Origin of the sequence: Planotetraspora mira, assembly GCF_016863275.1 — a bacterium.
Lineage (GTDB): Bacteria > Actinomycetota > Actinomycetes > Streptosporangiales > Streptosporangiaceae > Planotetraspora > Planotetraspora mira.
Genome location: NZ_BOOO01000017.1, coordinates 248756 through 260427, shown reverse-complemented (window position 1 = coordinate 260427; position 11672 = coordinate 248756). Strand labels below are relative to the sequence as shown.

Below are 11672 nucleotides of genomic sequence, written 5' to 3'. Positions count from 1 at the left end.
TCGCACCGGTGATCTACCGGCTCGCTGCCGCTACCCGCGGTCGTGGGCCGGCGAAGGCACGTTGGACGTGGCGTCCTGCTCGGCCGTGGAGTCGCCGCTCGGCTTGATGTCCGGCTTGGTGCCCGGCTTGGTGCTCGGCTTGGTGTCCGGCTTGGTGTCCGGCTTGGTGCTCGGCTTGCGGCGGGAATCGACGTTCGGCTTGTGGCCGGGTCGGCCGGACGGGCCACGCGGAGGCTTGCCGGTGTGGGGTTCCGTGGTCGGACTCGGGGCCGGTTCCGGGGCCGGTTCGGCGCAGGCGCCCTTGTGCACGACCCTTGCGGAGTCGCCGGCCGTGCCGAGAGCGGAACCGACCTTGACCGTGACCTTTCTGACGTCCACGTATCCGCACTGAGGGGTTTTGAACCGCACTTTGAACTTCTGGTCGTACACCGAATGGCCCGACAGTTCGACCTGCCGTTTGAAGCTGCGTTCCACGGTCCTCGCGCCCACGGTGATCGTCTGGCGGAAGGTGGCCGTCAGCGTGACGGGGTCCGGCGTGGTGTTCCCGACCCTGACCGAGAGAGTGCTGCCGTTCCAGGAGGAGATCGACACAGTGGGCGGCGTGCACGGGTCGCCCTTCACCGCGACGACCTCGCTGCGCGCCCCGACGGACGCCTTCGTGGTCGTCGACACCGTGACCTGCCGGTATACGGTCTCTCCGCAGCCCGGCGTGGTGAACCCCCCGTCGATCGCCCGCTTGTAGGCCGTGGAGCCGGTGAGGACGAAGGTCGTCGTGCGGCCCGCCGCGAGCGTGGACGCGGACGCCCCCTGGGCGAAGTGCACGGTGAGGGTGACGTTCCGCGGCGTCGACGTCCGCGCCTGGATCGTGGCGGTGCGCCCGTCGAAGCGGGCGATGGTCAGGTCGCTCACCTTGACCGCGACGGAGGCCGGAGTGCGTGTACGGCCCGGGCTGGGCGTCGGTGTCGCTGTCGGGGCCGGGGCCGGAGAGGCCGTGTGGGTGCCCTGCGAGGTCGCCTGCGGCGCCGAGGCCTGGGAAAGGGTCGTGTCGTCGCGATTGGCGGCGAGCACGGCCACCGCTATCACGCCCGCCGTGACAGCCCCGGCTCCGATCAGCACCCTCGGGCCGTAGCGGAGTGGTCGTTTGTGCCTGGTCCGCGCGGGGGTGGTGTTCGTCCGGGGTGCGGACGTTTCCAGAGGCACCCCCGGGACCAGAGGGGCGGCGAGCTCGGCGAGGTGGCGCCGGCCACGGTGCTCCCAGTCCGGCCCGTACGCGCCGAGCGCCGCCGCCTCCACCTCGCGGGCGAACGCCCCAGCGGTCAAGGGTCGGTCCGCCGGATGTTTGGCCAGCCCACGGATCACCAGGTTCCGGACCGAGCTGGGCGCGGCCTCCACCGGGATCGCCGCGCTCTGGTGCAGGTGCGGGAGGGACGCCAGAGGATCGGCTCGGTACGGTGCGCGTCCGGTGAGGCATTCGAAGAAGACGCATGCCGCCGCGTAGATGTCGGTCGCGGGACTGGCGGACGCGCCGTTCCACAGCTCAGGTGCCATGTACGAGGGGGTCCCCGCGAACACGCCCGGGCCGCCGTCTATGACGGCGGCGATGCCCGGATCGGCGATCTTGCTGAACCCGTCGGCCTGGACGAGGACGTTCCCCGGCGCGAAGTCGCCGTGGACGACGCCGACGCCGTGGGCGGCGGACAACCCGAGCAGCGAGCTCTTCAGTATGACCAGCGCAGCCTCGGGGCTGGTGGAACCGTACTCGTCGAGGATCTCGCGGAGCGGTACGCCGTTCACGAACTCCATGACGACGGCGGCGCCGAGAGGGCTTTCGACGAGTCCGTAGAACCGCACGATGTGCGGATCGGCGAGTTCGGTCATCCGGCCGGCCTGCTCGCGGAACGCGAGGCGGAAGCGGGGATCCGCGTTGAGCTCGTCGCTCAGATATTTGATCGCGGCAGGGACGCCGGTCTCGGTATACGTGGCGAGGACGACCTGGCCGCTCCTTCCGGACCCGAGTACGCGTTCTTCCCGGTATCCCGGGATGGGCCAGGCGTTCATCGTTTTCCCCCGGAGTGACGACGCTCCCGAGTCCCTGGATGTACGCCTCATCGAATACGCGGATCGGCAGGGGATCGGTAGATCATCACTGTGATCGTTCAGTTACGGACAGGTACGGCGTTTCAGCATATGTCAGGGTTTTAGGATTAGATTCCTTTAAATAATCAAATGCTAAGTTTGGTAGACATTGCGCGGATGGTCCCTTCCGTGCCGGTTCACATGCCTCGCATCGGGGAATCGCGCCGGCTGCGGCAAGCCGGCAACGGTGATCCGTCGTGTGGATTCATTCGGCGAGAGCGGCTGCCCGCCGGGCCCGGGGTTTCGGGGCGATGGTGACGATGATCGCCAGGGTGCAGACGACTGCGATCGCCGCGACCGCGGCGGGGACTCCGGTCCGCGACGTCGCGAGCGGCAACAGCAGGATCATGGTGACGCAGCCCAGAGTCACGGCGGGATGGATGACGGGCCTCGCCAGGATCGACGCGTGGACCATCCAGAGCAGGACGAGGAACACGCCGACAGGGATCGCGACGGCATAGCAGACGGCGAGGGGTGATGTGTTGAGGTCGTGTCCGGTCTGCTCGACCGCGACCTCGAGGCCGGCGCCGAGGGCGGCGAGGGCCGCGAAGAGGCCGTAATGGCCGTATCCCCACAGGTAGGAACGATGGCGACGGACGCTGAGACCTTCGCCGGCCGGTGCGAGGAAGTAGAGCCACCAGAGGGCGAACAGCAGGGCGAGACCGGAGACGGCGATGAGAACGAGAGAGCCGCTGACCTCGTCCGCCTTGATCGCTCCTTCGACGCTCCTCGTAGCGGCGAGGACGCTCTCGCCGAGAAGGATGATCGTGAACAGGCCGTAGCGCTCGGCGATGTGGTGCGGGTGCCAGTTGGTGGGTCTGGTCCGCTCGGCCCAGCGTGGCACCGCGAGTTCCAAGGCGGCCAGGCCGGCGAAGAACGGCAGCTGGGCCGATGGCGGCAGGGTGCCCGTTTCCGAGAGGACGAGCCGGAGTGCCCAGGCGGCCTGCATGAGGCTGATCCCGGCGGCATAGCGCAGTGCGGTGCGCCGGCTCGCCGCGTCGTCGGCGCCGGCCCGCAGCCATTGGGCGACGAGCCCGATCCTCATGATGAGGTAGCCGAACGTGACTGCGCGATAGTCGGAGTGGTCGGCGGCGGCCGGAACGCCGGCGGCGAGGACCAGCACGCCCGCCATCTGCACCATGGTCAGCAGCCGGTAGGCGGCGTCGTCGGTGTCGTAGGACGAGGCGAACCAGGTGAAGTTCATCCACGCCCACCAGATCGCGAAGAAGACCTGGAGGAACGGGACGAGCCCGGCCAGGGCGTGACCGTCGGCGATGCCGTGGGCGAACTGGGCGGTTACGGCCGCGATCGCGACCACAAAGGTGAGGTCGAAGAGCAACTCGAGCTGGCTCGAGACGCGGTGCGGCTCGTCGATCGCACGCGCGCTCATCCGGACCCGGATTCTGATGCCTGCTGATGGCAAGACCTTGCTCCTGTCGCCGCGCGCCTTCGTCCACACAGAAGGACCGGGCAGAGCTTCGATCTGTGACACCTGTGCGACGCCGTCACGGACGGAGGCCGTCAGGCCGCTTACCCGTGCGACGTCGCCTTGTCCGCAAGGCGTTCGAACTCCCACTGCGGGAGAAGACCTGTGATCAACTCGCCCGCGATGAGCCAGCTCGGCGTCGCCCGCACGCCGAGCAGGGCGCCCGTCGACTCGGCTCCGAGCAGGGCCGCCATCGCGGTGCCGGTGGTCAGCGCGGGACGGAGGTCGTCGAGATCGACGCCGACCTCGTTCGCGTGGCGCTCGATCACCGCCGTGTCGCCGAGGTCCTCACCGAGCGCGAAATGGGCGGCGAACAGGTCTCTGTTGAAGCCGTCCGACACATCGGGCCGGAACAGGCGAACCCACTCCGCCGCGGCCAATGCCGTCCGTGTGTCGGGCAGCCGCACCGGCCAGTTCAACGGCAGTCCCGCCTCGGCCGCCTCGCGTTCGAGTGTCGTGTACATCGGACCGACACGCGGCCCCGCATCGATTCCCTCAGGCGGAATGCCGGGATGGATCTGAAATGGCAGCTGGACGACGTCCAGGCCGTGTCTTTCGAGGATGTCGTTCCGCTGTTGTCCCACGTAACAGAACGGGCAGATGAAGTCGAACCAGTGCTGGACCGACTCACGCGACACCATTGTCAGTCCTCGCCCTCATGATCTTACGTTACAAGCGATGAGTGTAACGTAACTGCTCTTCGGCCCTCAAGTCGGCCTGTGACTTCGTGTTACAGTTACTAACTGTAACGAATCAAGTATGGTGCTGTGACGGCCGCAATCCGTGAGGTGATCCCATGGTCCGAGCACGACAGCCACAGGGTGGGCGACCCGGCGGCGATGGTGCGACGGGCGAGACCGACCGTGCGCGCCCCGGAGGCCGGCCTCGGGACGAGGCCATCGACGAGGCCATCATCCTTGCCGCCCGCGAGCGGCTTGTACGTGACGGCTACTCGAGGATGACGATCGGTGACATCGTCGCCGACGCCAAGGTGACCCGGCCCACGCTCTATCGCCGCTGGAGTAACAAGTTCGATCTGGTGGTCGACGCGCTCGACTACGGTTTTCGCAAACAGCGCGACATGTACGCTGTCGACCTGTCCGAGTTGGAGCCTCGCGACGCGCTCGTCGAGGCCGTCCGCCGGCTCGACCCCGCCTACTTCAACCCTGACGCCATGGTGCTGATGGGCAACTTCGCCGGCGAGGCGATCCGCACACCGGAACTGCTCGAGATCCTGCGCAAGCACGGCGTCGAGCCCCGCATCGCCCTGGTGGAGGAGGTGCTGAAGCAGTTGCAGGAACGCCGCGTGGTCAACGCCGACATCGATACCCGCGCGATCGCGATGATGTGCTTCGGCAGCTACTTCGCCGCGTTCTACGCCGGCGAGCCGAAGCAGGACATATCCGAACGCGTCGTGGCCGTGCTGTGGCCGGCCATCGCCGCCACCCCGCGACGGCTGGACGGCTGAGATCGATGACTTCCGTGACGGTCGAGAACGATCTCGTCTTCGCCACCGTCGGCAGGACCGGACTCGGACTGGATCTGTATCGCGCACCGCAGCCCGACGCGCCTTTGGTGCTGTACGTCCACGGTGGCGGCTGGCGGCACGGCGACAAGGCCGATGGGAGCGCCGAGCGGCTGGCGCCGCTGGCCGCGTACGGCGTGACGGTGGCGTCGGTGAACTATCGGCTGGTGCCCGACGCGGTCTTTCCCGACCAGGTGCACGATCTCAAAGGGGCTGTGCGATGGCTGCGGGCCCACAGTGCGGGCCTGGGTGTGGCCACCGAGCGGATCGGCGTCTGGGGCGCATCGGCAGGGGCCTATCTCGGCTCCCTGCTGGCCCTGACGCCCGGGGACGCGGAGTACGAGGGCACGGTCGGCGGCAACCTCGATCAGTCCAGCGAAGTGCAGGCCGCCGTCCATTGGTTCGGCCAGTCCGACCTGCTGGTGTCCGGCTCCCGCAGCGAACTCGAAGCCCGCGTCCTGCCGTTCGCGTTCGAGGCGGACCTGCTCGGCGTGTCCACCGTCGCCGAGGTCGCCGACCGTGCCCGTGAGTTGAGTTTGCTGTCCCGCGTCTCTCGGCAGGCGCCGCCCTTCCTGATCGCGCACGGCGATCGGGATCGGGTGATCCCGCCTTCGGAAGGCGAAGCCCTGCATGGCGCGCTGAGCCGAGCCGGGGTGAACACCCGCTTCGACCTCCTGGGCGGCGCCGGTCACGAGGGAGTGGAGTTCGATCGCCCCGACTCGCTTGCCGTGACGGCGGCCTGGTTGCGCGCCGTCCTCTGCTGACCTCGCGTCGGCTCGCGGCCCGTTCATCGCGGATGGAGGGTCATCGAACGGCTCGTCTTCAGCGTCTCAGGGTGGGCAGGTCCGAGGTACTGCTGCTGGAGGTTCAGCACCTGACGGTAGATCCGCTCGGCCTGGTGAGTGCGGCCCTGGGCGGCGAGTACGTCGGCGAGGTCGCGGCGAGTGGTGAACAGCCGGGCGTCGGTGGCGCTGAGGACCTGGTCCATGGTGGCCAGGACGTCTCGCAGCATGCTCTCGGCCTGTGATGGGCGGCCGAGTGCCGCGAGCGTGCGGGCCAGGGTCGCCCTGCTTGTCAGCGTCAGTGGATGCTCGGCACTCAGCACGCGAGACAAGGTGTTCACGACTTGGGTGCACAGGGCTTCGGCGTCCTGGTGTGCGCCGCCCTCGTTGGTCCAATGCGCCAGATCCGCCCAGGCGTCGAGCGTTCTGGGATGTTCGTCGCCCAGGACGCGGCGGTCGATCTCCAGCGCTCGGCGGCACAGGTCGGCGGCCTGTTCGGCGTCTCCCCGCATTCCGACCGACCAGGCGAGATCGACGATGGTCGTCAACGTGTCGGTGTGTTCAGGGCCCAGAAATGCCTCCTGGTCGGCGATCAGATCGCGGTACATCTGTTCGGCTTCGCCGTAGCGCCCCTGAGCCATGATGGCCCCGATGAGCTGGTCTCTGGTGAGAAGCGTGCGCAGGTCAGCATCGCCCAGCACGCTCTGCCGGTCCTCAAGGACGGTACGGAACAGGTCTTCGGCCTCGCGGTTCCGACCTCGGGCGACCAGTGTGACACCGAGAACGTGGCGGGCCTCGATCGCTTCGGGATGCAGATCCCCGAGCCTGGACGCCGCGGCGAGGAGCAGCCGCGCTATCCCCTCACCACCCGCGCCCTCCTTGTTCCCGATCAGCCACAGCGAGTAGTGCGCGCGACCCGCGACCTGCAACAGGTTCAGCAGTGTCGGGGTGTCGAGATGAGGGGCCGCCCAGGTGAGCAGTGCCTCCACATGGGGGATCAGCTTCTCCCAGCGCGGCCAGTCCGCGGGACGTTCGATCTCCAGCGCCTCGGCAGCGGTGCTGACCAACCGTACGGCCATCTCCGGAATCGAGGTGTCCTTCGTCATCCGCGCCCGGCAGGTGTCGGCCACCACCGGATGGAGCGTGAGGTCGGGCAGGTCACCCGGCACCGGAACGGCGTCGATCAACGCCAGCTCGGCGAGAGCGCGCAAGGTCTGCTCGCTCACCGACGAGGCGAGCATGGCCATGGGAATCGGCGTGGTCGGCGCGAAGCAGGCCAGCAGATACAACACCTCCCTCGCCCGGTCCACGCCCTGTTCCGCGAGCGCGTCCAGGGCAAGCTCCCAGGTCCGCGAGACCGCCGCTCGCGCATCGGAGCGCACGGCATCCAATTCGGTGACCGCCGCCTGACCGCTGTCCAGCGCTCGCCGGTAGTCCGCGAAGCTGTGCCACCTCGCGAACGGAGAGGTCAGATACACCCCCGCCAGATGCAGCGCGAGGGGCAGCCCGCCAAGGCGCCGCGCAAGCTCCACCGCCTGCCGCCCGTCCGGATCGGGGATGTCCGGAGCGGTTCTTCGAAGTACGGCTGCCGCCGTGATGTCGTCAAGAGGCTTCAGCGGCACCACCCGCATCCCGCTGCCCCAGACCTGCGGATCGACTACCCGCGTGGTCACCACGGTGAGGATCCCGCCGCCTTCCCGTACCCAACCCGCGCCATCCGCAGGTGTTGACGTACCGTCGGTGGCCAGGACGGATGGCACGTCCGCGTTGTCGAACACCAGCAGAGCGTTTCGGCTTCCGGCGGGACGCTCGGCCAGGAACGTCCAGAACCGGTCGGCCGCGGTCGGCGCGGCATCGTTCACGTCCCGCAGGAGTGATTCGGGCGCGCCCAGCCGTCGGAGGATCTCCACGATCCCGCCACGCAACGACATCGAATCCGCGACGTTCACCCACCATACGGGCCGCCCGCGCCGACGGAACTCCGCCGCCAGCCACAGCGCCAGCGTCGATTTGCCGACTCCTCCCATCCCGGCCAGCACCAACACCCGGGAAGCGCGCCTGCCCCTGTACGTCAGCACGCTCCTCAACTCTGCCTTGAGGTCGTCGCGGCCCAGGACCTCGGACGGCAGACGGCCGTACGGCGCCGCGACTGGAAGCGCGCCAGTGGAATCGGCGGACGGCGAACGTGGTGGTCCGCCTCCGGCGCGCCGGACATCGCGACGATCCAGCACCGCCACCCGAAGCTGCCACGCGCCGACCCCCAGTGCGGCGACCCCGGCGACCGAGGCCGCGGCACTCAGCAGATCCATGCCCCGACAATAGAATCGAAGCCTGGCCGGGCCTACCCGTTCAAAGCCGGCAGTGCCGCCCTGCGACGCGGCTACGTGTTGTGGTGGTCCGAGGCGGTGCGGGCCGGGTCACCGACGATGACCTCGCCGTCGCGGATGGTCCAGGACAATCCCTCGACGGGGCCGGAGAGCGCGGCCTTGAACCGCCGGCTCACGTCATCGACCAGGACCTCGGTCTCTCCCTCGTTCAGGGCGATCAGGACATCGCGCGCGACACGCCGCGGATCGTTCTTGATCACCTTGAGGTCGCCCGTCATTCCGGTGTCGGTGTAGCCCAGATGGACGCCCAGGACCTGGGTGCCCTGCCCGGCCAGTTCGACGCGCAGCGCGTTGGTCACCGACCACAGCGCCGCCTTCGACGCGCCGTACGCCCCCGCGCCCGCGGCCCACGACAGCGCGGAATGGATGTTCACCATCGCTCCGCCGCCATTCGCGGCCAGGACCGGTGCGAAATGATGAGCGACGCGCAACGGGCCGAAGACGTTGATGTCGAACACGGCCTGGACGTTCGCGACGGACTCTTTCACGATCGGTTCCCTGGCGGGAACCCCGGCGTTGTTGACCACGATCGAGACGTCGCGCGCATGGCGGGCGAGATCGGCGACCGCCGCCTCGTCCCTGACGTCCAGGGCCACCGCCTCGATTCGGGCGTCGCCGGCCGGCGCGGGGTCGCGCGCGGTGGCGTACACCTTCGCGGCGCCGAGATCCAGGAATTCGGCGACGAACGCCTCACCCAGGCCCCGCTGCCCGCCGGTGACCAGCACGGCGGCTCCCTTGATGGAGGTCATCCCTTCCACCTCTCTTCCTGCCGACGGGGTCCGCTCACATCGGCATGCGGATCGCCGCCAGCTGAGTGGCCTGTGCGACCAGGCGGTCCTTGCCGTCCCAGACATACGTGGTCTCGTCCATCCGCCCGTTCGTGACATCGGCGGTGTGCGTGCGGACGCGGAGCGGCCCGGGCGCGGGGACGCGCCGGATGTAGGCGCTCAGTTGAATGGTGGGAGTCCGGCCCGGCAGGTCCAGGTCGAAGTTGACCGACGGGACGGGGTCGAGGGCGACGAGCAGCGAGAGCGGGTCCCAGTCGGAGCCGTCGGCGAGGCGCTGCCAGCCCGCGATGACGCCTCGGCGGGACGGCGCACCGGACAGGAAACCGAGGCGGCCGGGGTCCAGTCGCTGCTCGATCACCTCCATGAGCGGCACAGGGAAGGCGCCGCCAGGCGCCTCGGGCGGGGTGCGCGGGCATTCGCGCTCCGCGGGAAGATCGACCGGCTCCAGTCCCGACCACCGGGAGGGGGCCTCCTCCAGGCGTTCCAGTGTGATCAACGCCTCGACGCGTACGGCACCGCCCTGGGTCAGCCGAGCCCGCACCTGGGCGGTGCTCCGCCCGGTCCGCAGGGGCTCGACGCGGATCTCGGCGGGACCCGGCGAGGGCGCGCTGACGAAGGACCCGCTCACCGCGCTCGGATGCGGATGATCCTCGGCCGAGCCGTCACAGGCCGCGCGGCTCATCACCGCGAGCAGGTAGCCGCCGTGCAACTTCCCGGCCACGCTCCACTGGGGGTCCAAGTCGGTCTCGTGGACGTCTCCGCGCCGGACCACCGCGGTCGCTTTCTGAAAGGTGCCCATCGTGTCCTCGTCCGTCTTCGCCGGTCTCCACGCCGCCGGTCCACACGCATGTCGCTGATCATCGTGATCGAGGCCGGTTCCGGACCCGCGGGGGGTCACGCGGCACTCGCTGCCAGGCGAGGAGGTGATGAAAAGTGCCATCAAACACGCTTTTGGTGTGAGAGGTGATATTTCAGATTAAAGCCTGCCATAAATGGCCATCCATGGAGCTGAAGAGATGAGCCGTCGGTGGGACCCCCGCCGCCGTGCGAGGGACGGAGAAGCGTAGGGTCCGGGCATGAGCGATCATTACGACGTCGTGGTCCTCGGCGCGGGACCCGGTGGGTACGTCGCCGCGATCCGGGCGGCCCAGCTCGGGCTCCGTACGGCGGTCATCGAAGAGCGCTATTGGGGCGGCGTGTGCCTCAACGTGGGGTGCATCCCCTCCAAGGCCCTCCTGCGCAACGCCGAGCTCGTCAACCTCCTGTCCCGCGAGGCCAAGACGTTCGGCATCCAGGTCGACGGTGAGATCACCTTCGACTACGGCGAGGCCTTCCGGCGCAGCCGTAAGGTCGCCGACGGCCGGGTCAAGGGCGTGCACTTCCTGATGAAGAAGAACGGCATCACCGAATACGACGGCCGGGGCACCTTCACCGATCCGAACACCCTGCGCGTGGACGGCGCCGACGGCACCACGACGACGGTGACGTTCGGCCACTGCATCATCGCCACAGGCGCCACCACCCGGCTGCTGCCGGGCACGTCCCTGAGCGAGAGGGTCGTGACGTACGAGGAGCAGATCCTCAGCGAGAAGCTGCCCGAGAGCATCGTGATCGCGGGTGCGGGCGCCATCGGCGTCGAGTTCGCGTACGTGCTCAACGGCTACGGCGTGAAGGTGACGATCGTCGAGTTCCTCGACCGCCTCGTGCCGCTCGAGGACGAGGAGGTCTCCGCCGAGCTGGCGCGGCGCTACAAGCGGCTCGGCATCGACGTGCTGACCTCGACCCGGGTCGAGGCGATCGACGAGTCCGGCGACAAGGTCAGGGTCACGGTCTCGCGCGACGGGCGGCCCGAGACCCTCGAGGCCGACAAGGTGCTGCAGGCCATCGGCTTCCAGCCGCGGGTCGAGGGCTACGGGCTGGACAACACCGGCGTACGCCTGACCGACCGGGGCGCCATCGACATCGACGGGCATTGCCGTACGAACGTGCCGCACATCTTCGCGATCGGAGACGTGACGGCCAAGCTCATGCTCGCGCACGCGGCCGAGTCGATGGGCATCGTGGCGGCGGAGACGATCGCGGACGCCGAGACGATGGAGCTCGACTACGTCATGATCCCCCGGGCCACCTACTGCCAGCCGCAGATCGCGAGCTTCGGCCACACCGAGGCTCAGGCGCGCGAGCGCGGCTTCGACGTCAAGGTGGCGAAGTTCCCGTTCACGGCGAACGGCAAGGCCCACGGCCTGGGCGACACCGCCGGCTTCGTCAAGATCCTCAGCGACGCGACGTACGGCGAGATCATCGGTGCGCACCTGATCGGGCCCGACGTGACCGAACTGCTGCCCGAGTTGACGCTGGCCCAGCAATGGGATCTGACGGTGCACGAGGTGGCGCGCAACGTGCACGCCCATCCCACGCTCGGGGAGGCGGTCAAGGAGGCCGTCCACGGGCTGGCCGGACACATGATCAACTTCTGAGGTCGTGCCGTTTTCGCGAGGATGAGAGAGCCCTTCGCCCGGGTGGGGGGCTCTCCGCCGGCGGGTGCGTCGCCGCGCCGGTCTCTCGCGG

9 protein-coding genes are annotated in these 11672 nt (G+C 68.7%); 3 read left to right on the top strand and 6 right to left on the bottom strand.

Annotated elements, in window-relative coordinates; all coding sequences use genetic code 11:
- Positions 1 to 30: 30 nt before the first annotated feature.
- The 3 genes from Pmi06nite_RS17745 to Pmi06nite_RS17735 form a co-directional block, all read right to left on the bottom strand.
- Positions 31 to 2058 carry a serine/threonine protein kinase gene (locus tag Pmi06nite_RS17745; protein WP_203954124.1) on the bottom strand — a complete coding sequence of 676 codons (2028 nt, stop codon included), beginning with the start codon at positions 2056 to 2058 and terminating at the stop codon, positions 31 to 33.
- Positions 2059 to 2341: 283 nt separating this feature from the next.
- Entirely contained in the window at positions 2342 to 3526 is a 1185-nt protein-coding gene (locus Pmi06nite_RS17740) for a low temperature requirement protein A (RefSeq protein ID WP_239113982.1), read from the bottom strand.
- 140 nt (positions 3527 to 3666) lie between these two features.
- On the bottom strand, positions 3667 to 4263 hold the full coding sequence (locus Pmi06nite_RS17735) for a DsbA family oxidoreductase (RefSeq protein ID WP_203954122.1): 597 nt from the start codon (positions 4261 to 4263) through the stop codon (positions 3667 to 3669).
- A 155-nt stretch (positions 4264 to 4418) separates the two neighbouring features.
- On the opposite strand from Pmi06nite_RS17735, the gene Pmi06nite_RS17730 reads away from it, so the two are divergent.
- Positions 4419 to 5090, top strand: coding sequence for a TetR/AcrR family transcriptional regulator (locus tag Pmi06nite_RS17730; protein WP_203954121.1), 672 nt, complete (start codon positions 4419 to 4421; stop codon positions 5088 to 5090).
- 5 nt (positions 5091 to 5095) lie between these two features.
- A complete protein-coding gene (locus tag Pmi06nite_RS17725) occupies positions 5096 to 5911 on the top strand; it encodes an alpha/beta hydrolase (RefSeq protein WP_203954120.1) in 816 nt (271 codons plus the stop codon).
- Between the two features lie 23 nt (positions 5912 to 5934).
- On the opposite strand, the gene Pmi06nite_RS17720 is transcribed toward Pmi06nite_RS17725, so the two are convergent.
- The 3 genes from Pmi06nite_RS17720 to Pmi06nite_RS17710 form a co-directional block, all read right to left on the bottom strand.
- Positions 5935 to 8238, bottom strand: coding sequence for a tetratricopeptide repeat protein (locus tag Pmi06nite_RS17720; protein WP_203954119.1), 2304 nt, complete (start codon positions 8236 to 8238; stop codon positions 5935 to 5937).
- Between the two features lie 71 nt (positions 8239 to 8309).
- Entirely contained in the window at positions 8310 to 9065 is a 756-nt protein-coding gene (locus Pmi06nite_RS17715) for an SDR family oxidoreductase (protein WP_203954118.1), read from the bottom strand.
- Between the two features lie 34 nt (positions 9066 to 9099).
- Positions 9100 to 9903 (bottom strand): thioesterase family protein, encoded by an 804-nt coding sequence (locus tag Pmi06nite_RS17710; RefSeq protein ID WP_203954117.1) that lies wholly within the window; start codon positions 9901 to 9903, stop codon positions 9100 to 9102.
- 277 nt (positions 9904 to 10180) lie between these two features.
- Here Pmi06nite_RS17710 and lpdA point away from each other — a divergent pair, with 277 nt between their 5' ends.
- A complete protein-coding gene (lpdA, locus tag Pmi06nite_RS17705; RefSeq protein WP_203954116.1) occupies positions 10181 to 11581 on the top strand; it encodes a dihydrolipoyl dehydrogenase in 1401 nt (466 codons plus the stop codon).
- The last annotated feature ends 91 nt before the right edge of the window (positions 11582 to 11672 follow it).

What these genes read in the sequence shown, in the direction of transcription:
- Pmi06nite_RS17735 (WP_203954122.1), bottom strand. Translation starts at nt 4,263, where the DNA reads ATGGTGTCGCGTGAGTCGGTCCAGCACTGGTTCGACTTCATCTGCCCG.
- Pmi06nite_RS17710 (WP_203954117.1), bottom strand. Translation starts at nt 9,903, where the DNA reads ATGGGCACCTTTCAGAAAGCGACCGCGGTGGTCCGGCGCGGAGACGTC.
- Pmi06nite_RS17745 (WP_203954124.1), bottom strand. Translation starts at nt 2,058, where the DNA reads ATGAACGCCTGGCCCATCCCGGGATACCGGGAAGAACGCGTACTCGGG.
- Pmi06nite_RS17730 (WP_203954121.1), top strand. Translation starts at nt 4,419, where the DNA reads ATGGTCCGAGCACGACAGCCACAGGGTGGGCGACCCGGCGGCGATGGT.
- Pmi06nite_RS17720 (WP_203954119.1), bottom strand. Translation starts at nt 8,238, where the DNA reads ATGGATCTGCTGAGTGCCGCGGCCTCGGTCGCCGGGGTCGCCGCACTG.
- Pmi06nite_RS17715 (WP_203954118.1), bottom strand. Translation starts at nt 9,065, where the DNA reads ATGACCTCCATCAAGGGAGCCGCCGTGCTGGTCACCGGCGGGCAGCGG.
- Pmi06nite_RS17740 (WP_239113982.1), bottom strand. Translation starts at nt 3,526, where the DNA reads ATGAGCGCGCGTGCGATCGACGAGCCGCACCGCGTCTCGAGCCAGCTC.
- Pmi06nite_RS17725 (WP_203954120.1), top strand. Translation starts at nt 5,096, where the DNA reads ATGACTTCCGTGACGGTCGAGAACGATCTCGTCTTCGCCACCGTCGGC.
- lpdA (WP_203954116.1), top strand. Translation starts at nt 10,181, where the DNA reads ATGAGCGATCATTACGACGTCGTGGTCCTCGGCGCGGGACCCGGTGGG.